The 19,403-nt window shown below is 71.0% G+C and carries 18 protein-coding genes; 13 read left to right on the top strand and 5 right to left on the bottom strand.

Features of this window, described 5'->3' with window-relative positions; translation table 11 throughout:
* Positions 1–93: 93 nt before the first annotated feature.
* The 3 genes from FOF48_RS17375 to FOF48_RS17365 all read left to right on the top strand — a co-directional run bounded on the left by FOF48_RS17375 (position 94) and on the right by FOF48_RS17365 (position 2,694).
* Positions 94–936, top strand: a complete 843-nt coding sequence (locus FOF48_RS17375) for a hypothetical protein (RefSeq protein WP_143903065.1) — start codon at positions 94–96, stop codon at positions 934–936.
* Positions 937–1,091: 155 nt separating this feature from the next.
* Positions 1,092–1,796, top strand: a complete 705-nt coding sequence (locus FOF48_RS17370) for a CHAP domain-containing protein (RefSeq protein WP_143903063.1) — start codon at positions 1,092–1,094, stop codon at positions 1,794–1,796.
* A 13-nt stretch (positions 1,797–1,809) separates the two neighbouring features.
* Entirely contained in the window at positions 1,810–2,694 is an 885-nt protein-coding gene (locus FOF48_RS17365; RefSeq protein WP_235685583.1) for a biosynthetic peptidoglycan transglycosylase, read from the top strand.
* A 61-nt stretch (positions 2,695–2,755) separates the two neighbouring features.
* On the opposite strand, the gene FOF48_RS17360 is transcribed toward FOF48_RS17365, so the two are convergent.
* Together FOF48_RS17360 and FOF48_RS17355 are read right to left on the bottom strand one after the other, a co-directional pair.
* Positions 2,756–3,340 carry a hypothetical protein gene (locus FOF48_RS17360; protein ID WP_143903061.1) on the bottom strand — a complete coding sequence of 195 codons (585 nt, stop codon included), beginning with the start codon at positions 3,338–3,340 and terminating at the stop codon, positions 2,756–2,758.
* Positions 3,337–4,050 carry a hypothetical protein gene (locus FOF48_RS17355; RefSeq protein ID WP_143903059.1) on the bottom strand — a complete coding sequence of 238 codons (714 nt, stop codon included), beginning with the start codon at positions 4,048–4,050 and terminating at the stop codon, positions 3,337–3,339. The genes FOF48_RS17360 and FOF48_RS17355 overlap by 4 nt, the downstream gene beginning before the upstream one ends.
* Before the next feature lie 203 nt (positions 4,051–4,253).
* Between FOF48_RS17355 and FOF48_RS17350 the strand changes: the two genes are divergently transcribed.
* From FOF48_RS17350 to FOF48_RS17320, 7 genes are all read left to right on the top strand, one after another.
* Positions 4,254–5,639, top strand: coding sequence for a DUF2156 domain-containing protein (locus tag FOF48_RS17350; protein WP_143903057.1), 1,386 nt, complete (start codon positions 4,254–4,256; stop codon positions 5,637–5,639).
* A 51-nt stretch (positions 5,640–5,690) separates the two neighbouring features.
* Positions 5,691–6,533: a hypothetical protein gene (locus FOF48_RS17345; protein ID WP_143903055.1), complete on the top strand. Its 843-nt coding sequence runs from the start codon at positions 5,691–5,693 to the stop codon at positions 6,531–6,533.
* Between the two features lie 199 nt (positions 6,534–6,732).
* The gene (locus FOF48_RS17340; protein ID WP_143903053.1) at positions 6,733–7,761 is read left to right on the top strand and encodes a hypothetical protein; all 1,029 of its coding nucleotides are present in this window, start codon (positions 6,733–6,735) and stop codon (positions 7,759–7,761) included.
* A 150-nt stretch (positions 7,762–7,911) separates the two neighbouring features.
* Positions 7,912–9,222: a cytochrome-c peroxidase gene (locus FOF48_RS17335; RefSeq protein WP_143903052.1), complete on the top strand. Its 1,311-nt coding sequence runs from the start codon at positions 7,912–7,914 to the stop codon at positions 9,220–9,222.
* Between the two features lie 12 nt (positions 9,223–9,234).
* Positions 9,235–10,353 (top strand): metallophosphoesterase, encoded by a 1,119-nt coding sequence (locus FOF48_RS17330; protein WP_143903050.1) that lies wholly within the window; start codon positions 9,235–9,237, stop codon positions 10,351–10,353.
* Positions 10,354–10,376: 23 nt separating this feature from the next.
* Entirely contained in the window at positions 10,377–11,201 is an 825-nt protein-coding gene (locus FOF48_RS37115; protein WP_235685584.1) for a c-type cytochrome, read from the top strand.
* 135 nt (positions 11,202–11,336) lie between these two features.
* Positions 11,337–13,703: a hypothetical protein gene (locus FOF48_RS17320; protein WP_143903048.1), complete on the top strand. Its 2,367-nt coding sequence runs from the start codon at positions 11,337–11,339 to the stop codon at positions 13,701–13,703.
* Positions 13,704–13,748: 45 nt separating this feature from the next.
* Here FOF48_RS17320 and FOF48_RS17315 read toward each other — a convergent pair whose 3' ends face one another.
* The 3 genes from FOF48_RS17315 to FOF48_RS17305 all read right to left on the bottom strand — a co-directional run bounded on the left by FOF48_RS17315 (position 13,749) and on the right by FOF48_RS17305 (position 17,277).
* A complete protein-coding gene (locus FOF48_RS17315; protein ID WP_014400170.1) occupies positions 13,749–14,783 on the bottom strand; it encodes a rod shape-determining protein in 1,035 nt (344 codons plus the stop codon).
* 256 nt (positions 14,784–15,039) lie between these two features.
* Entirely contained in the window at positions 15,040–15,759 is a 720-nt protein-coding gene (locus tag FOF48_RS17310; RefSeq protein WP_143903046.1) for a glycosyltransferase family 2 protein, read from the bottom strand.
* A 57-nt stretch (positions 15,760–15,816) separates the two neighbouring features.
* Positions 15,817–17,277: an aminotransferase class I/II-fold pyridoxal phosphate-dependent enzyme gene (locus tag FOF48_RS17305; RefSeq protein ID WP_143903044.1), complete on the bottom strand. Its 1,461-nt coding sequence runs from the start codon at positions 17,275–17,277 to the stop codon at positions 15,817–15,819.
* 197 nt (positions 17,278–17,474) lie between these two features.
* Between FOF48_RS17305 and FOF48_RS17300 the strand changes: the two genes are divergently transcribed.
* The 3 genes from FOF48_RS17300 to FOF48_RS17290 all read left to right on the top strand — a co-directional run bounded on the left by FOF48_RS17300 (position 17,475) and on the right by FOF48_RS17290 (position 19,394).
* Positions 17,475–17,837 (top strand): hypothetical protein, encoded by a 363-nt coding sequence (locus FOF48_RS17300; protein ID WP_186001952.1) that lies wholly within the window; start codon positions 17,475–17,477, stop codon positions 17,835–17,837.
* A gap of 14 nt (positions 17,838–17,851) precedes the next feature.
* The gene (locus tag FOF48_RS17295; RefSeq protein ID WP_143903043.1) at positions 17,852–18,679 is read left to right on the top strand and encodes a 2,3,4,5-tetrahydropyridine-2,6-dicarboxylate N-succinyltransferase; all 828 of its coding nucleotides are present in this window, start codon (positions 17,852–17,854) and stop codon (positions 18,677–18,679) included.
* Positions 18,680–18,758: 79 nt separating this feature from the next.
* Positions 18,759–19,394, top strand: coding sequence for a dimethylsulfonioproprionate lyase family protein (locus FOF48_RS17290; protein WP_143903041.1), 636 nt, complete (start codon positions 18,759–18,761; stop codon positions 19,392–19,394).
* Positions 19,395–19,403 lie beyond the last annotated feature (9 nt).

Below are 19,403 nucleotides of genomic sequence, written 5' to 3'. Positions count from 1 at the left end.
CACCTCCACCCGGCGACACGGCCGTTGTCCGGCGAGCAGGAGGGTGCCCGGGTGGATGGCTTTGGACCTGGGCTCTCGCGCAGACTGGGGTTCATGGGCTCCCGTTCCTTCCGAGTGGTCCTGTTCGCGGCCGTCACCGTGCTGGCGCTGTCCTTCGGGCAGGTGCTGGCGGAGTTCTCCGTGGGCCTGCTGGACGGAGGGCTGCGTCTGGCGGCCGTCCATCCGCTGTCCCTGGTGGAGCTGGGGGTGGTGCGCCGGTTGGCGGAGCTGGGGGCGTTCACGCTGACGGGCCTGCTGTTGGGGGCCGGGCAGGCGCGGGTGTTGAACCATCTGGGGCTGCGGGTGCCGGGCTGGGTGCTGGTGACGACGCTCGGCTACGCGGTGGGGATGCTGGGGTCGCGCATCCTGGCCACGGGCATGGGGTGGCCGCAGATGATGGCCCCGGTGGGGATGGGCGTGGTGCTGGGGGCGGCGCAGTGGCTGATCCTGCGGCGAGAGGTGCACGGCGCGGTGGTCTGGGTGGCGGCCTGCACGGTGGGGTTCGGTCTGGCGGGGCCCGCGGCGGCCTGGCGGGAGCGCGCGCTGGTGCAGGCCGTGCACTCCCACCGGGGCGGGACCGTGGACACCGTCTTCTTGATGGCGCAGGGCATGACCGTGATGGCGCTCGCGCTGTGTATTGCCATTGGCGGCGCGTTCATCTTCTCCAGCGTGCGCTCGCAGGTGCTGCCCGGCCCGGGGTCGCGGATGCCCGGCGCCCTGGCCCAGTTCGCGCTCCTGGGGCTGGCGGTGCCCCTGATGATCTGCGTGGAGGCCCGGATGCACTCGGTTCCGCGCACGAACGTGTTTCGGTGCGATCCGTTCTCCAGCAGGTCGCGGTCCATGGGGCTCCAGGCGCGGGTGTCGCCCTCCGACAACGACTGCCCCCCTGTGCCGTAGCGCCCATCCTCCAGCCCCGAGGGGCAAGGCGCGCGGTTGCCGTGGGTGGGAAATTCCTTGCCCAGCGCGTGAAGGGGCGGAAGGGCCGTCCGTCGTGAGGCGGACACGCGCAACGCCACGCAGGCCGGGCACGGCGGTTGCTCTGTCGCGGGCGCATGGGAAGAGGCGTGTGGGTCGGCGCGTGGGTGAGCGCGCTGTTGATGTGGGGGGGCGCGGCGCAGGCCGCGAACAGGGCACCGGCGACGAAGAAGGCCGCGCCGGTGGTGTTGGCGGATCGGGCGCTGTGGCGGGCGAGGTCCTGGGTGGGGCTGACGACGCTGGCGTCGGTGAACCCGACGGTGAGCGATGACTGCTCCGGGATGACGCGGCTGGCGTTCCAGCAGCGCCGGCTGGACCTGCTGCCCGACGACGTGTCGCCAGACGAGAACGGCGTCACCGCCATCCACCGCAAGGCGAGCGCCCTGGGAATGCTCACGGACACGCCCACGCCGGGCACGCTGGTGTTCTTCCAGAACACGTTCGACCGCAACCGCGACGGCCTGCTCAACGACGGGCTCACGCACATTGGCATCGTGGAGCGCGTGGGCGCGGACGGCACGGTGACGTTCGTGCACAAGTCGGGCGGGCGGGTGAAGCGCTCCCGCTTCAACCTCCAGCAGCCGGAGGTGCGCCGCGACGCGAAGGGGCAGGTGCTCAACGACTGGCTGCGCCGCCAGGGCAAGAAGACGCGCGGCTACCTGGCCGGTGAGCTGGTGGCGGGCTTCGCGGCGGTGGACGAGCGCTGGCGTTCGCCCGAGCCCCAGCGCGTGGCCTCCGCCCGGCTCGCCGTGAAGGATGACGCCCGGGGCGCGCGGCGCTAGACACGGCCGCGCGATGTCCACCGTCGAAGGTCCCTCCGAAGCCCCGCTCCCCGAGCCTGTCGCGCCTCCGGGCCCACCCCCACCGGAGGTCCCGTCCGCGCCGCCACGGCGGGGACAGTGGCGGCGCTGGGTGCTGGGCGGGGTGTTGCTGCTGGGGGTGGCGACCGCCGCCTGGACGTTCGCCGGGCTGCCGGACGCGGGGCCGCTGGCGAAGGAGAACCCGAAGACGACGGCGCTCATCGAGCAGCGGGCCACCGAGGCGCGCGAGGCGGGCCACAGGCCCCGCCGGAGGCAGCAGTGGGTGCCGTTGTCGGCGGTCTCCAAGTCCGCGGTGGACGCGGTGCTGCTCTCCGAGGACGCGAGCTTCTACCTGCACGACGGCGTGGACACGGTGGAGCTGGCGCGGGCGGTGGGGCAGGCGGTGGAGGCGGGGAAGCTGGGCCGGGGCGCGTCCACGCTGACGCAGCAGCTGGCGAAGAACCTCTGGCTGTCCACGGACCGCAGCCTGCTGCGCAAGTTGAAGGAGCTGGTGTTGGCGCACCGGCTGGAGGAGGCGCTCACCAAGCAGCGCATCCTCACGCTGTACCTCAACGTGGTGGAGTGGGGGAACGGTGTGTATGGGATTGAGGCGGGCGCGCACGAGCACTTCGGCGTGTCCGCGTCCCAGCTCTCCGTGGCGCAGGGCGCGGTGCTCGCCGCGATGCTGCCGTCTCCGCGCAAGCGCTCGCCGGCCAGTGGTTCGCGGGCGCTGTGGAAGCATGCGCACCGCGTGGTGGACGCGCTCAAGGTCACCCGGCGCATCAGCGCGGCGCAGGCGGAGGCCGCGCACGCGGAGGTGGACCGGCTGCTCGGACGCGCGCCCGCGGGCGGGGACGACGCGGACGACGACGGGCCCTGAGCGGGCGTACTTCCCGCCGGACCCCCATGGGAGGGCCGTCCCATGGAGGTCCGGCCCTGCATTAAAGCCCGCCCACCTCCAGCGCCCCTCCCAACCCCGGGAAGGTCTTGGTGACGTTGGCGCTGAAGACGATGTCCTGGAGCACGATGTTCACCGGCAGCCCACCCGTGGGCAGTCCCGTCGTGCGCGTGACGGTGTTGTCCAGGATGAGCCACACGCGCTGCTTGCCCAGGGCCTGCTTCAGCGCGGGGCTGTCCACGGTGAGCGGTGTGCGGCTGTTGGGCGCGAAGGAGCGCGGCGGCAACAGCTGGGTGGCGGTGGCGTAGTACGGGGGCAGGTTGGCCTCCGTGTACGTCTTGGGCGTGCCCGGCTCCGCCTGCCCCGTGAAGGACAGCCGGGCGCTCATCTGGAGCGTCAGGACTTGAGAGGGATTGACCACCGTCAGCGCGGCCTGCACCGTGTTGACGGTGACGACCGACAGGTCCCGCGTCTCCTCCGGCAGGTCCAGCGCCACCTCCGCGTACACCGGCGCGAGCACCGACGTCACCGGCACCGTCTGCGTGAACGGGGCCGTGGACACGTTGATCTCCGCCGAGCACGAGGCCAGCAGCAGGCCACAGACGCACAACGCGAACCGGCGAATCATCGGAAGCTCCAGGACAGGTCGAAGGTGGGCAGCAGCGGCAGGTCTTTTCCCGGGAGCGCCGGGTCGCTCAGGTCCACGTAGGCGGCGCCCAGCGCCATCCCGAAGTGCTCACCGCCGTAGCGCACGCCCGCGGCGGCCTTGAGCTTCGCGCCGCCCTTCACGCGCATGCCGCCCTCCGCGATGAGCGACCACGCGTCGGTGAAGTTCCACGCCACCGCGCCCGTGAAGGCCAGGTAGTCCGAGTCATAGCGGGCGTAGCGCGCCTCGCCCTGCACCAGCACCGGACCCAGGGACAGGCCATACACGGCATAGAAGGCCGGGCCGGACAGCTCCGGCGTGAAGCTCTGGATGGCGGGCTCCTGCGACTCCACCCGGCTGGAGTACGCGGAGGCGCCCACGAAGTGCGTGTAGCGCGCGCCCAGCGCCACCCGGTGCGGCCCCGCGGCCACCGCCCACCGCAGGCCCAGGTTCGGCGCGAGCAGCGCGTCCGCGTAGAGGGACGTGTCCACCGACAGCCCACCGAACAGCGGCAGCGCCGTGCGCTGAAGCCCCAACACCGGCGCGTCGATGACCTCCGCCGCGTCCGTGGTGAGCAGCCGCGCGACGTTGGTGCGCACCTGCGCGAAGGCCGCTGCCGGAAGCAGCGACAGGGCCAGCAACCAGCGGGGAAAGGAGGACCGGCGGCGGCCGGCGGGGCGGGGTGGGGTCACGGCTCATGGCTCCAGAGGCGGGGGACGTCCCCCCATTAGTGCGTGAAAGCGGCCGGATTGGATCTCTTCCCCCCCGCTCCACGCGGCGGCGTTCCCTCCTGCACAGCCCGTCCGGGCCACCAGCCGTCCCGGAAGGGCCCCGTCCTCTGGGAGGCTTTGGCTGGCGAGCGCGCCCGGCGGGACGTAGCTTGAACGCAAACGACATGGCTGCCCTCCACCACGAAGCCGCGCGGGACGCGGGAGATGTGCGCGAGCGGGTGCTGGTGCTGCTCAAGCAGCACGGCTGGAACGCGACGTCCTTCCAGATTCTTCAGCCGGGCTTCCTCTACTGGTTCGCGGAGGAGGGGGACGCGTGCATCGCCTACGTGGACACGGGCGGTGCGTGGGTCGCGGGGGGCGGTCCCATCGCGGCGCCGGAGCGCGTGAGCGCCGTGGTGGAGGGCTTCCACCAGGCGGCCCGGAGCGCGGGACGGCGCGTGGGCTTCTTCGCCACGGAGGCGCGCTTCTCGCGGCTCGTGCCGTTCCAGGAGCTGCCCATTGGCGAGCAGCCGGTGTGGGACCCGGCGAAGTGGGACGCGGTGGTGCGCGGCAGTCGCAGCCTGCGCGAACAGCTCCGCCGCGCCCGGGCGCACGGCGTCCGCGTGCGGGAGGTGCCCGCGGAGGTGATGGAGACGCCGGGCCACCCGCTGCGCGAGGCGGTGGAGGTGCTGGCCGAGCACTGGCTGGCGTCGCGCCGCATGGCGACCATGGGCTTCCTGGTGGGGCTGGCTCCGGACGCCTTCGCCCGCGAGCGCCGGGCCTTCGTCGCGGAGGTGGAGGGCCGCGTGGTGGGCTTCCTGTCGGTGACGCCCGTGTACGCGCGCGACGGCTGGTTCCTCCAGGACCTGCTGCGCGAACGCTCCGCGCCCAACGGCACCGCGGAGACCCTGGTGGACGCGGCGATGCGCGCCGCCGCGGCGAACGGGCGCCGGTACGTGACGCTGGGGCTGGCGCCCCTGGCGGGGCCGGTGCGGCCGTGGCTGCGGTTCGCGCGCGCCGTCGGCCGGCCCCTCTTCGACTTCGAGGGCCTGCGCTCCTTCAAGGCCAAGTTCCGCCCCGACGCCTGGGTGCCCCTGTTCCTCTCCCACCCGAAGGACGAGCCAGCGGCCTGGGCGGTGTACGACGCGCTCCGGGCCTTCGCGCGCGGCAGCCTGGTGCGGTTCGGCCTGGTCACGCTCTTGCGCCGGCCGCGCTTCTTCGTGCGCACGCTGACGGCGCTGCTGATTCCCTGGACGGTGCTGCTCGCGCTGCCCATGAACGCCCATTGGTTCCCCTCGCCGTGGGTGCAGCACGGCTGGGTGGCGTTCGACGTGGGGCTCGTCGCCGGCCTGCTCGTGTTGATGCGGCGCTGGCGGGATGGGCTGGCCACGCTCCTGGGCCGGCTCACCACCGCGGATGCATGTCTGACCTTGGTCCAGGCCCTCGCCTACAACGCCGCGCGTGCGCGCGGGCCGGGGGACTGGGGCGTCATCGTCGCGTCGGTGCTCGCGCCCGCGACCGCTTCCGCGATGCTGCTGCGCTCGCGGGACCTGCGCGTCCCGGAGCACTGAAGGGGCCTTCGCCAGTTCCTGTTACGATGCTCGCTCTCATTGGGGGGCAACGTGTTCATTTCCAATCCGGCCCAGTTCATCAGCCAGAAGATCATCAAACTCGGGGGGGCCATTGGCGCGCACTATCTCCATGCCCGGAAGGGGGACCTGGTCAACTGGGAAGGACAGTTGCTCGGCTTCGGCGCCACGGAGGGACGCTACCGGGTCTTCGTGAAGCAATGGTTCTACGAGGACGCGGAGCCGGACTCGGATGAGGAGGTGGACCTGGAATGGGAGGCGGAGAAGGCCGAGCTGCAGGCGCTGCGCGCATACGTCGCCCAGCCCGGGACCTTCGGTTGGACGGCCTTGAACGCCGTGACGATCATCTCCCCACCGCCCGACATCTTCCTCTCCGCGCACGACTTCAACCTCGCGGGGAATGAAGGAGGCCAGGGCCGAAGGGCCTACCTCCTGCCCTGGCAGGAGAACTCGGTGTGTTGGACGCAGCTGGGCGACAGCGCCGACTTCTTCTTCACCGACTCGATGACGGGCTGCACGTTTGGCGTGGGCGGAGATCCGCGCAGGCCCGTGGTCCTGCACAGCAACGTCGGCGGGGAGGCGAAGCGGGCGGCGCGGACGCTGGAGCACCTCGCGTACCTCACCAAGTCGCTTCCCGTGGGGGTGCGCGCCTCCCCCCTGACGCTCTACGGCAAGGAGCGGCAGTACAAGAGCGCGCTGGAGGGGAGCGCCACGGCGGTCCCGGGCTTCACCGCCTCCGGGACCGTCGCCAATGTCGTCGGCTGGCGCGACAGGGGAGAGTGGCAGTTCTGGAGCCAGCGATACATGTTCTACACAGGCGTCGGAAATACACAGACGCGCTACGCCGACATCGAGGTGGAGCAGCTCGAGTACTGAGCCTCCAGGGCGAATCACTGTCCGAAAGGAGACAGCGGGCTCCGTGCTCCCCAAGGGGAGCGCGGCCCGGATTGGAAATCAGACGTCGCGCCGGGCACGGGAGGGTGATGGGCCCAACATCCGATGGCGTGGGTCGTTAGTGAGGGGCTGAAATTCCAAGCACCCTCCGACGCCATTCGGAGACTGGAGCATCGAAGCCATGACCCGAATCCCCAAGCCCGTCAGCACGCCCGCCAATTCCCGCTACAATGCTCGCCCGGAGGGACCGCGCCCCCCTCCGAACCTCTCGACGCCGCTCCCCGACACTTCGAACGTCGTCAACCAGAGCAAGCTGCCCAGGCCGGTCCCCGCCAATCGCACCCAGACCGCCCTCCAATCCCATCAGGGCGTCAGCACCTTCAACACCCCGGCGACCTCCTCCACGCAGGCCGTGGGCAGCTCCAACACGGGCGTCAACCATCCTCAGGGCCCCTGCCCCCCGCTGGCCCCTCCGGCCGCCGGCCGCCCCCAGGCCGCCCTCAACCTGAGCAATGCCTCCTGCCTCACCCATGGCATGGCGCCGGAGCACGTGCAGGGCGCCCTCCAGCAGGGCCAGCTCAACTCCGCCTACAGCCGGCTGGGCCAGAACGGCAACTATTCGCGGGAGGCGGACAAGAACGGCGGCGGCGCGCTGGCCGTCTACACGCGCGCCGTGGGGACGCAGCAGACCAGCTGGAAGTCCCAGGGCCATGGCGTGGGGAGCAATGACAGCAAGGTGCAGATGATCCTCAGCCCCAATGTGTTGCAGACCCCCAACCATGGGTGGCGGGCGTCCTCCACGGACAACATGGGCAAGGTCCCGGGCTCCACCACCGCCCATCAGGCGGGCCTCCCCAGCAATGATCCGCTCGGCCGCGCTCCGCTCTGGTCGCGCCAGACCGAGTCGGGCCGCAACCGCGCCTTCAACGACACCGTGAACGGCAGGCCCATCCAGGCGAACAACGAGCAGCTGCACTGGGAGAAGGTCCCCCTCCAGGGAAACCTCAAGGGAATGGTGGTGACGTCCCAGGCCAGCTTCGACACGCTGATGGGGATGAACGGCGCGCAGCGGACCGCGGGCGCGGCTGGACGGGGCACCGTCCCGTTCGGGACCCAGCAGGTCCCCGTCGTCCTCGCCCAGGGGAACTCCTCGCTGCTCTCCACGCTGAAGGACGCCGGCATCGCGGATACCAACGGACGCGTCCGCTGACACCCAAGCTTCCAATCCCAGACACTTCACGCACCCCAGCGCCCTAGTGACAGTTGAAGGACTTGCTGGGTGTGCGTGAAATGCGGGCTGCCGGCCTCGGACCGGGCGGAGGTCCCGCCGCCGCTCCAGAGAACGGGTGGGAGGCGTGTCATGCGGCTGCCTTCGGGCGTCGTCACGGTGCTCGCCGTGGTGCTGCACTCTGGCGTGGGGCTGGCTGCGTCCCCGCCTTCGGGGCAGACCCTCGCCACGCCTCCGAAGTTGCCGCCGGGCGTCTCCGCGACGCTGTGGCGGTTGTCGGTGCCGCCGGGCTCGGAGCCCACGCCGGAGAAGGTGGCGTTGGGAGAGAAGCTCTTCCGGGAGAAGCGCCTGTCGGTGGACAACACCGTGGCGTGCATGACGTGCCATGAGCCGGAGCTGGGCTTCACCGACGGCAAGCCTTTGTCAGAGGGCGTCCGCCAGCAGAAGGTGACGCGCAACAGCCCCACCGTGCTCAACGCGCTCTTCAACGCCACCCAGTTCTGGGACGGCCGCGCGGGCACGCTGGAGGACCAGGCGAAGCTGCCCATCCTCAACCCTCGCGAGATGGGGATGCCGGACGCGGACACCGTGGTGAGGAAGGTGCGCGGCATCCCCGAATACGTCACGGAGTTCCGGCAGGTCTTCGGCCGCGAGGTCAACTACGACGACCTGGCCGCCGCCATCGCCGCGTTCGAGCGGACGCAGTACTCGGGCAACGCGCGCTTCGACCAGTTCATCACGGGGGACTCGAAGGCGCTCACCGCGTCGGAGAAGAACGGCTGGGCGCTCTTCAATGGCAAGGCGCGCTGCAACTCCTGCCACGCGGGCAACGCCGTGTCGCCGCTGTTCAGCGACCAGAAGTTCCACAACATCGGCGTCGCCGCGCACAAGCAGGACTTCGTCACCCTGGCGCGCAAGGGCGTGCAGGTGGTGCGCACCGGGGACGAGAAGCAGATCGACGAGCTGGCGCTCAACTCGGAGTTCTCCGAGCTGGGCCGCTTCCTGGTGACGAAGCAGGAGAACGACGTGGGCTCCTTCAAGACGCCCACCCTGCGCAACGTGGGCATCACCGGGCCGTACATGCACGACGGGTCGCTCCCCACGCTGTGGGACGTGATGGACCACTACAACAAGGGCGGCGTGGCCAATCCCTATCTGGACGGAGGGATGCAGCGGCTGGGGCTCACCGAGCCCGAAATCGACGACCTGGTGGCGTTCCTCTTCGCGCTCACGGACACGAAGTTCGACGCGCTCAACAAGGAGCAGCTCGCGAAGCAGCGCGCCCGGAAGAACACCCGGCCGGAGCGGGACACCGCCATCGCCATGGGCAAGAAGGGCAACCTGGGGGACCTGGCCCCCAACCCGGACCTCGCCGTGAAGAACCCGGCGGACCTGGGCATCTACGGCGACGTCACCCCGGTCACCACCACCCAGCGGAAGTAGCGGAGGCGCGCCATGGGCAACAAGTTCCAGAGCATCGAGACGAAGCACTACGCCGAACGCGAGGCCTTCTTCGAGGGCCTGAAGCGGCTGGACCGCCGCGCCTTCCTCCGCGTCGCCGGCGTCTCCGCGGGCATCGTGGCGGGCATGGGCAAGCTCACGCCCCACAGCTTCCAGCTGGTCAACGTGGCGGAGGCGCAGGGGGAGAAGCCGAGGTTCTCCTTCGCGTACATCTCCGACACGCACCTGTATGAAAACAAGCTCAACGACCGGTTCGTGCGCGCCATCCTCAAGGCCGTGGATGACGTCAACGCGTTGGACCCCCAGCCGGACTTCGTCCTCTTCGGCGGGGACCTGGCCCAGCTGGGCCAGCCAGGGGAGCTCAAGCTGGGCGCCCAGATCCTCAAGGCCGTGAAGGCCCCCCTCCGGATGATGGTGGGCGAGCACGACTGGTTCCTGGACATGGGCGAGCAGTGGCGCGACCTGTTTGGCGCGCCCAACTACTCCTTCGACCACAAGGGCGTGCACTTCGTGGTGCTCAACTCCATCCACGAAAAGGACTTCTGGACGGAGCGCAAGCTCACGCCGCTGGAGCGGATGAAGATCGTCGCCGGCCTGGACAATGGCATCCAGTCCCGCTTCGAGGTCGGCGCCGAGCAGCGCCAATGGCTCCAGAACGACCTGTCCAAGGTGGCCAGGACGACGCCGCTCATCGTCTTCAGCCACTCGCCGCTCTACAAGTACTACAAGCCCTGGAACTTCTGGACCGACGACGCGGACGAGGTGCAGGCCATCCTCAAGCCGTACGAGAAGGTCACGGTCATCCACGGCCACACGCACCAGCTGCTCAGCAACCGCATTGGCAACATCCAGTTCCACGGGATGCTGTCCACCGCGTGGCCGTGGCCGTACGCGCCGGAGGGGCTGCCCTCGCTCACGGTGCCCATGAACCGCGCGGATCCGTTCAGCCAGTTCGACGGCTGCGGCGACGGCCGCATGGACGTGCTGGAGTCGGGGCTCGTGGACAAGGTCTACAACCTCTGGCAGCGCGACCCCATCGTCGTGCGCTCCAGCTACCTGGGCTCCGGCGGCAGGCAGGCTCCGCCCCCCAAGCCCAAGCTGCCCACCTACTAGGACCGGAAGAGGAACGCCCTCCCATGACCTTGCGAATGAAGCTGCTCGTGGTCCCGTGCGCGGCCCTGTCCTTCGCTGGCGGCGTGGCGCTCGCCACGTCCCCCCAGTCGAAGCCCGCCGCCAAGGCGGAGGCCCTGCCCCAGCACGTGCTGCCCCCGTCGAAGGACGGCAACCTGGTGCTGGGCCTGTGCGACGGAGAGACGTCCATGGAGGTGCCCGGCGTGAAGGAAGGCCAGAAGCTCACGCGCGCGCAGGCCTTCGCCGCCACCTCGAAGTTGATGGAGGACTGGCGCCAGAAGAACCCGGACGCGAACTGGGACGACGCGCCGGTGCTGGCGCAGGCCACCGCGCCCGACGCGAAGAAGTCCCCCACGCCCGCGCCCCAGCCCAACCCGGGCTCGAGGCCCGCGGGCGGCGACGTGCGCGAGGGCGGCGTCGGCGCGCAGACGGACGCGAAGCAGGTACCCCAGCAACAGAAGGCGAACGTGCAGACGGGCCACACCTACGGCGCCTTCTCCGAGCGCGACGAGCGGATCTGGGCGGACTCCACGCAGGCGTTCGTGAAGGAGGGCCACCGCGTGTTCCACGACGCGGACGCGCTGGGCGGCACGGTGGGCGTGTCGTGCGACATGTGCCATCCGGACGCGGCCAACACCCACCCGGAGACCTACCCGAAGTACCAGGTGCAGCTGGGCCGCGTGGCGCTGCTGCGCGACATGATCAACTGGTGCATCGAGAACCCGGTGCGCGGCAAGCCCCTGGCGGATGGGGACCCGAAGATGCGCGCGATGGAGGCGTACATCTACGCGCAGCGCAAGGGCGTGAAGCTGGAGTACGGCAAGCACTGAGGGCGCCGCGCGCCCGCGGGCCTCGCACCCGGCCGACGGGGAGACGGATCCGCACGGGCGCGGGCGCGTGGGCCTGGAGGGATTCAAGGCGCGGGGGCTTGCCCCCACCCTCGGTGAACCCGGTTAATGCGGCCCATGTCTCTCACCCCTGTCATGGACCCCAGCGGCTTGTTGGAGCGCGCGCCGCGACTGGCGGAGCTGTTGCCGGACGCCGCGCTGTCGGAGGCGCTGGCGCGGGGGGATGCCTGGACCGTGTACGCGGTGCTGGAGCGCAGGTTGAAGCAGGAGCCTCCAGGCCCCGCGCGGGAGCTGCTCGCGAAGCTGGTGGAGGACCGTGCCGCCTTCGTCATCGCGGCCCGTTCTCCGGCCACGCCCTCCATCCTGGGCACGGGCGTCCAGTGGAGGGGCACGCCTCCCGGGGATGCTCCTGGCGCGCCCTACGTGGCCGACCGCACCGTGACGGTGCTGGGCGTTCCGGTGTGGCCGCTGGAGGGCTACCTCGTGCGCGCGGATGGCGCGGGACCGCTCCAGGTCGTCGGGCGCGTGCCACCCTCGCGGCGCAGGGCGCGACACCGCGCGGGCGCCGTGGCAGGGGTGGTGCTGGGACTCTGCGCCGCGGCGGGGGTGGGGGAGGTGTGGTGGGAGTCGCGCAAGGTGCGCATCGTGACGGTCGTCAACGGGCTGTCCCGGCCGGTGGACGTGCGCATCGGTGACCAGCACTGGGTGGTGGCGCCCGGCGCGCAGGAGCAGGGGAGCGTGAAGCAGGAGGACGAATGGCTCCACGCGATAGCCCGCTGGCCTGGAGCGGACGAGAAGCCCATCGAGGACGTGGTGCTCCCGGCGTCCGGCGCGCACTTCGTCTACAACGTGAAGGGCGCGGCGCTGCTGGATCGCCGGTGGGGCTCGAAGCAGTACTTCCAGAACCTGGGGCCGTTGCGGGGCAGCGTCTCCGTGCTGCTCGAGGATGAGACCGTCCAGGCCGTGAGCAGGAATTGGGAGTCCACCGCGCGCCTCCATTCAGAGGCAGGGAAATGGCAGCTCGCGGCCGACGTGGCCGCCGCCGTCGCGGAGGTGGAGCCGGGCAACACGCTGGCGCGGGAGCTGGCGGCGCGCGCCGTCCTCCAGCTGGACCTCCAGGCGCCCGTGAACCTCCCAGACGCCCTGCGCTGGCGGAACACCCGCGACTTCGCGTGGATGTTGATGAACCGCTGGCAGCAGGACCTGGGCGCGCAATCGCTGGCGCAGGACCTGCTTGTCTTCATCGGTCAGGGGCCCCAGGCCCGAGCCCGGTACGCGGAGCACGCGGAGCAGTTCCCGGACTCCCCACTCGCGGCGCTCTACCTGCTGCGCGCGGACACGCCGTCCCTGGATGCCGAGCAGGAGGTCCTCGCGTACGAGGAGCTGGTGCCGCGCTTCCCGGACTCCCCGGAGGTCTTCCTCGCCTGGTTGGAGGCGCGGCTGCGGTTCGAGCTGCGCGACCCCGGGGCTTCGTCGGAGGAGGGAGCGCCCACGGCGTACGCGCTCGAAACGGCGCGGCAGGCGGAGGTGCTGGTGGCGAAGCACCCGCCCACCACGGTGGGTGCGCTGGAGGTGCTCGTGCGCATCTACCTGGACGCGCGTCGCCGGGACGCGGCGACAGGGCTGGTGCACCGCTTCGGGCAGGACCCGCGCAACCGGACCTGGGACTTCCTGGTGCTGGCGGGGCGCACGGCCGAGGTGGCGGGCCCCGAGCACACGCCCTACGTGATGCGCGACTGGGTTCCCCCCGCGCTGGCGCGCCAGCCGGAGCGGATGCGGTTGTTGGAGCTGCTCACCGGCCAGCGCTCGCTGAAGGAGGCGGAGCGCATGGAGGTGACGTCCCCCGTCGACCGCGCCGTGCTGGGGCTCACGCGGGACGTGCTGGAGAACCCGACGCGCGCCATGGAACAGGCGGCGGGGGAATCCGAAGCGGTGCTGTCCCGGCTGGAGCCAGAGGTCGCCGCGCTGCTCGCCCTGGAGCTGGAGCGCGCGGGCGATGCGCGGGCGAGGCGCCTCTTCAATGCCTCGCTGCCGCTGATGCTCTCGCGCGAGGCGCTGAGGGGCTTCCGGATCAGCCAGACCCGGAGCGCCCCCAGGTCCTTCGCCCGGTTGGCCCCGGGCCTGCGCGCCGCCGCCCTCCTGGTGCGCGCCCGCGACAAGGCGAGGGAGGGCTACAGGGTGTTCACCGAACGGCTGGACGGGCTGTCCCGCATGGATGCGCTCGGCGGCTTCGCGGTCCGCGCGGCCCCCCCGTGGATCCGCTCCGCCTTCGACGCGTGCATGGACACGAAGGTGCCGCACGTCTTCCCCAGCGGCTTGATGTCTCAGTTGACGGGCTCGCTGGCGCAGGCCATCGAGCGGCAGGAGAACGACCGCGAGGGGCGCCGCCCCCGCTGCGAGGCGCGGGTGGTGACGCCCACCGGGCTGCCGCTGCCCCGCGCCACTCCGTCCACGCCTGGAAACGCGAACGGCGCCGACCCCTGAAGCGGGTCCGGCGCCGTCACGGTGCTGCCCAAGGCGGGCCGCCGGTCAGCCCGGCTGGCAGACCTGGCGGAGGATGTCGAGCGACTCCAGCGCCTTGCCCGCGCCAATCACCACGGCGGAGAGCGGATCCTCCGCGAGGAACACCGGCAGGCCGGTCTCCTCGCGCAGGAGCGTGTCCAGGTTCTTGAGCAGCGCGCCGCCACCGGCCAGCACGATGCCGCGGTCGGCGATGTCACCGGCCAGCTCCGGCGGGGTGCGCTCCAGCGTCAGCTTCACCGCCTCCACGATGCCGTTGACGGGCTCCGCGAGCGCGTCGCGCACCTCGTCGCTGGACACCGTGAGCGTGCGCGGCACGCCGGCCACCAGGTCGCGACCCTTGATCTCCATGGTCATGACCTCGTCCGTCGGGTACGCCGTGCCGATGCCCATCTTGATGAGCTCCGCCGTGCGCTCACCGATGAGCAGGTTGTACTTGCGCTTGACGTACTGGATGATCGCCTCGTCCAGCTTGTCGCCGCCGATGCGCACCGACTTGGCGAACACGATGCCCGCCAGGCTGATGACCGCCACGTCGGACGTGCCACCGCCGATGTCGACGATCATGTTGCCGCTGGGCTCCGTCACCGGCAGGCCCGCGCCAATCGCCGCGGCCATCGGCTGCTCGATGAGGTAGACCTCGCGCGCGCCCGCGTTGGCGGCCGCCTCGCGCACCGCGCGGCGCTCCACCTCCGTGATGCCGGACGGGATGCCGATGATGATGCGCGGGTTCACCAGCGTCTTGCGGTTGTGCGCGCTCTGGATGAAGTAGCGCAGCATCGCGGCGGTGATCTCGAAGTCGGCGATGACGCCGTCCTTCATGGGCCGGATGGCCACGATGTTGCCCGGCGTCCTGCCGAGCATCTCCTTGGCCTCCTTGCCCACCGCGAGGACCTTCTTGCCCCCGCGCGAGTCCTGCTGCACCGCCACGACCGAGGGCTCGTTGGACACGATGCCCTGGCCGCGGATGTAGATGAGCGTGTTCGCCGTACCCAGGTCGATGGCGAGGTCGCGCGAAAACAGGGTGTGGAGCCAGTCGAACATACGGGGGCGGAAACTTTCGGAAGGGCCGCGAAACTTCCCCGCCCTTCAGACGGAGTGCGTTGTCGAAACTACTACGCGCCGCAATACGGAGGAAGAAAAGCCGGAGCCCTCTTCGGGCGCCGCTCGCTGGACAACCAACCACGCCAGCCCCTCTGTTCCCTTCTCCTCACGATTCGGAGGCGCTCCCCCTGGAAAAACAGGCCGCATCCTCCCCAGGACAGCGGCCGGGCGGCCTTCAGCGGGCCGCCCCTGGCGCTCAGCGCTTCACCGAGTACTTCGCGATGGCGTAGAGGGCGCGCACGCCGTCCTTCCAGCCAATCTTCTTGCCCTCCTCGTAGGTGCGCCCATGGTAGCTGATGGGCACCTCGAAGACGCGCCAGTTGCCGCGCGCCACTTTCGCGGTGATTTCGGGTTCGAAGCCGAACCGGTCCTCCTCCACGTGCACGGACCGGAGCACCTCCGCACGGAAGGCCTTGTAGCAGGTCTCCATGTCGGTGAGGTTCAGCCCGCTCGTCATGTTGGAGAGCGTGGTGAGCATGTTGTTGAGCACCGTGTGCCAGTAATAGAGCACCCGGCGCGGCGACCCGATGAACCGGCTGCCGAAGACGACGTCCGCCTCGCCATCGATGATGGGCTGGATGACGCGCGGGATGTCCTTCGGGTCGTATTCCAGGTCCGCGTCCTGCACGAGGAGGATGTCCCCGGTGGCCTCCGCGAACCCCCGGCGCAGCGCGGCGCCCTTGCCCTGGTTCTGTTCCTGGAAGAGCACGCGGATTTCATTGCGGTTCTTCGGCGTGCCCCCCAGCACCTCCAGGCCCTGTTCGGACAGCTGGCGCAGGAATTCGCGGCTCCCGTCCTTGGAGCAGTCGTCCACCAGGACGAGCTCCTTCGGGAAGTCCACGGCGGTGCAGCGGCGGAGGATTTCCGCCAGGGTGGGAATCTCGTTGTAAACGGGAATGACGAGCGAGACGAGCATGGCGCTGTCGCCCCTATCGCATTTCCCCCATCCGGGCGACTCCCTTGCACACAAAATTCAGGGCCGTGCCGCGCTCCGGATGGCTTCCATCAGCGCCTCCAGGTCCGCGTCGCCGGTCAGCGGGTGGATGAGGGTGGTGCGCAGGTACACCCCGCCAGGGAGCCGTGTCTGCACCAGATAGAAGTTTCCGCTGGTGACCAATGCCTCACGCAGGCGGACCTGGAGGGCATCCCAGCCGTCCGGGGGGACGTGGGCGGGCGTGTGGCGGAAGCAGACGATGTTGCAGTCGGGGGCCACGGCCAGCTCGAAGTCCGGGGCGGCGGTGAGGTGGTCCGCGAAGCGCCGGGCCTGGTCGTAGGAGGCGGTGATGGCGTCCTCGAAGACGCGGGTGCCCAGCACGGACAGGCAGGCGTACACCTTGAGGGGCATCATCTCCTTGGTGCACTCCAGCGTGCGCAGGCCCACGTCGCTGTAGGGGCGCGCGTCGTCGCCGTCGCCGTGGAAGAGGTAGTGGGCCTCCTGGGAGAAGGCGTCGAAGGAGCGCGCCCCGTCGCGGAAGAGCACCGCCGTCACCAGCGCGGGCATGAGCAGGCCCTTGTGCGCGTCCCACACCACGGAGTCCGCGCGTTCGATGCCGCGCACCTGCGCGCGGTACTTGGGGCTGAGGGACGCGGCGGCCCCGTGCGCGCCGTCCACGTGGAACCACAGGCCGTGCCGCTGGGCGAAGTCCGCCACGGGCTCCAGCGGGTCGAAGGCGCCGGTGGCGGTGGAGCCCGCGCTGGCCACCACCGCGATGGCCTTGCGCCCGGCGCGGGTGGCGTTCGCCAGCGCCTCCTCCAGCGCGTCCGGCCGCACGCGAAAGTGTGCGTCCACGTCCACCGGGGTGAGGCCGCCCTCGCCCCAGCCCATGATGCGGACCGCGCGGGCCAGGCAGTAGTGCGCGGAGCGGGGGACCAGCACCGTCAGGGGAGGCCCCGCGTGCGCGCCGCCGTTCCACGCGTCGTAGCCGGCCTTCGCCTGCCGCGCGGCGAGCAGGGCGGTGAGGTTGCCCGCGCTGCCGCCGGAGGTGAGCACGCCCCGGGCGCTCGCCGGCAGGCCCAGCTTCGAGGCCATCCACGCCAGCACCTGATGCTCCATGGCGGTGGCGACGGGGCCCATCTCGTACACCGCCATGCCGTTGTTGAGCAGCGACGACACCGCGTCGCACAGCGCCGCCAGCGGCACGGGGGCCGTCACCTGATGGCCCACGTAGCGCGGGTGGTGCAGGTGGTGGGAGCCCTCCAGCACGCGGGCCATCAGCGCCGCGAAGGCGTCGGACCGCGCCGGCTCCTCCGGGAAGGACGTGGCGAAGCGCTCGTGGTTCACCGCGGGCGGGGCCCAGGGCAGCACCGGCATGGCGCCCCCCGCGAGCGCGGCCTTCAGGTAGTCCGCCAGCTGATCCATCAGGGCGTGGGCGGTGGCCCGGAAGGCCTCCGGGTCGTAGGCGTCGCGCAGGGGGGCGGGAACGGAGGACGTCATGGCCCGCGCAGGCTAGCGGGTGCGGGCGGCGCCAGCCTGGGAAACGCGCGGGAGGGGCGTGCGGGCTCCGGGCGGGACGGCCGGAGGGCCGTGGCTTCCTCGAGGGGCCGGGCGGACAGGGGCCCGGCGGTGGGCCGGGCCGGTCGCGGCGCGCGCGGGCCGTCCCCACCTTTCCTCCTCATGGGAGGTGGCGACCGATGGCTTTCGACGACACGCCGTTCGAGCGGCGCTCCATCATCCGAGGCATGCACGTCCGCGCGGCGGACGGGACGCTCCTGGGCTACGTGGTCCTCATCGGACAGGAGCACCTCTATGTCCGGAGCTCGCCCTTCATCGGCCACCGCCACTGGAAGGAGGTCCCCCTGTCCGCCGTGGGCGGGTTGCTCCACGGCGACGTCGTCCTGAAGGAGGGCACCGGGCCGCTCGCGAAGGCGGATCCGTCGTTTCACGGGGAAATCCCGACGCAGACCCTGCCGTTCACCCTGGCGACGGAGGAGCCGCACGGCGCGGGGCCGTCCGAAGGTGAACACTCTGGAGCGGCGCGGGTACCTGAAGTGTGATTCAACTCCGGACCATGGCGACCTCCATCGAAGAACTCTCCCAGCGCGTGTCCGCGGCGTTCGCGGACCGGGCGAAGTTGAAGGACGCGGACACCGTGGCGGCGGTGCGCGAGACGCTGGCGCGGCTGGATGCCGGCGAGCTGCGCGTCGCGGAGAAGGGCCCGGACGGCTGGCGCGTCAACGCCTGGGTGAAGGAGGCCATCCTCTTGTTCTTCGCGGTGTCGGAGATGAAGGTGATGGAGGTGGGCCCCTTCGAGTTCTTCGACAAGGTGCCCCTGAAGAAGGGCCTGGAGGCCGCGGGCGTGCGCGTGGTGCCGCCGGGCACCGTGCGCTACGGCGCCTTCGTGGAGAAGGGCGCCGTGGTGATGCCCGGCTACGTGAACATCGGCGCCCGGGTGGGCGCGGGCACCATGGTGGACACGTGGGCCACGGTCGGGTCCTGCGCGCAGGTGGGACGGCATGTCCACCTCTCGGGCGGCGTGGGGCTGGGGGGCGTGCTGGAGCCGCCCGCGGCGTCGCCGGTCATCATCGAGGACGGGGCCTTCCTGGGCAGCCGCTCCATCGTGGTGGAGGGCGTGGTCGTGGAGGAGGAGGCGGTGCTCGGCGCCAACGTCGTGCTGACCGCGTCCACGCAGATCATCGACGTCACCGGCCCCCAGGAGGTCGTCCACAAGGGCCGCGTGCCCGCCCGGAGCGTGGTGATTCCTGGAATGCGAGAGAAGGAGTTTCCGGCCGGGAAGTACATGGTCCCGTGCGCGCTCATCATCGGGCAGCGCAAGGCGTCCACCGACCAGAAGACCAGCCTCAACGCCGCCCTGCGGGAGTTCGCGGTCCCGGTGTAACGGGCGCGAAAATCCGCTGTCACCGGGGGCGCGTATAGGCCTTGGGTGACGCAAGCTGTCTCACGCAACCCGGGAGCTCATGGAACACCTCGACGACATCCTCCCCGAGTGGCTGCTCGGGACCCTGGAGCCCGCCCGGCGCGACGCCGTGGCCCGGCACCTGGAGGGTTGCGCGCGGTGCCGGGCGGAGCTGGACCGGCTGGCGCCGGCCGTGGATGCGCTCGGGGCGTTGGTCCCTCCGGTGGAGCCCCCGGCCGCGGCGCTCACGCGCTTGATGGAGCGGATGGAGGGCCCCGGCCGCTTCGCCCGCTGGGCCGGGAAGGTGGCCGCGTTCCTGGACGTGACGGAGGCGCGGGCGCGCGACGTGCTGGAGTCCATGGCGGAGCCAGGCAACTGGCTGCCCGGTCCGGCGGACGGCGTGGAGATGATGCCCGTGGAGACGGGGCCCGCGCGCGAGGGGATGATGGCGGCCGTCGTGCGCCTGGGGCCCGGAGTGCGCTACCCGCGCCACGCGCACGTGGGCCGCGAGTGGAACCTGGTGCTGGAGGGCGGCTTCCGCGAGGACTCCGGCCAGGAGGTCTGGCCCGGCGAGGAGCTGGAGAAGGCGGACGGCTCCCTGCACGACTTCACGGCGCTGCAAGGCCCCGCGTGCATCTGCTTCGCGGTGCTGGAGGGCACCACGACGTTCGAGGAGCCGCTGGACGCAGGCGCCTGACGGGACGGT

Origin of the sequence: Corallococcus sp. Z5C101001, assembly GCF_007352635.1 — a bacterium.
In the GTDB taxonomy this organism is placed as follows: Bacteria; Myxococcota; Myxococcia; order Myxococcales; family Myxococcaceae; genus Corallococcus; species Corallococcus silvisoli.
This window is presented reverse-complemented; position numbering and strand designations above follow the sequence as displayed.

Coding starts and splice junctions, on each gene's coding strand:
- FOF48_RS17295 (WP_143903043.1), top strand. CDS start 17,852: ATGGCGACCTCCATCGAAGAACTCTCCCAGCGCGTGTCCGCGGCGTTC.
- FOF48_RS17370 (WP_143903063.1), top strand. CDS start 1,092: ATGGGAAGAGGCGTGTGGGTCGGCGCGTGGGTGAGCGCGCTGTTGATG.
- FOF48_RS17320 (WP_143903048.1), top strand. CDS start 11,337: ATGTCTCTCACCCCTGTCATGGACCCCAGCGGCTTGTTGGAGCGCGCG.
- FOF48_RS17300 (WP_186001952.1), top strand. CDS start 17,475: ATGGCTTTCGACGACACGCCGTTCGAGCGGCGCTCCATCATCCGAGGC.
- FOF48_RS17315 (WP_014400170.1), bottom strand. CDS start 14,783: ATGTTCGACTGGCTCCACACCCTGTTTTCGCGCGACCTCGCCATCGAC.
- FOF48_RS17375 (WP_143903065.1), top strand. CDS start 94: ATGGGCTCCCGTTCCTTCCGAGTGGTCCTGTTCGCGGCCGTCACCGTG.
- FOF48_RS17335 (WP_143903052.1), top strand. CDS start 7,912: ATGCGGCTGCCTTCGGGCGTCGTCACGGTGCTCGCCGTGGTGCTGCAC.
- FOF48_RS17290 (WP_143903041.1), top strand. CDS start 18,759: ATGGAACACCTCGACGACATCCTCCCCGAGTGGCTGCTCGGGACCCTG.
- FOF48_RS37115 (WP_235685584.1), top strand. CDS start 10,377: ATGACCTTGCGAATGAAGCTGCTCGTGGTCCCGTGCGCGGCCCTGTCC.
- FOF48_RS17305 (WP_143903044.1), bottom strand. CDS start 17,277: ATGACGTCCTCCGTTCCCGCCCCCCTGCGCGACGCCTACGACCCGGAG.
- FOF48_RS17350 (WP_143903057.1), top strand. CDS start 4,254: ATGGCTGCCCTCCACCACGAAGCCGCGCGGGACGCGGGAGATGTGCGC.
- FOF48_RS17360 (WP_143903061.1), bottom strand. CDS start 3,340: ATGATTCGCCGGTTCGCGTTGTGCGTCTGTGGCCTGCTGCTGGCCTCG.
- FOF48_RS17330 (WP_143903050.1), top strand. CDS start 9,235: ATGGGCAACAAGTTCCAGAGCATCGAGACGAAGCACTACGCCGAACGC.
- FOF48_RS17365 (WP_235685583.1), top strand. CDS start 1,810: ATGTCCACCGTCGAAGGTCCCTCCGAAGCCCCGCTCCCCGAGCCTGTC.
- FOF48_RS17340 (WP_143903053.1), top strand. CDS start 6,733: ATGACCCGAATCCCCAAGCCCGTCAGCACGCCCGCCAATTCCCGCTAC.
- FOF48_RS17310 (WP_143903046.1), bottom strand. CDS start 15,759: ATGCTCGTCTCGCTCGTCATTCCCGTTTACAACGAGATTCCCACCCTG.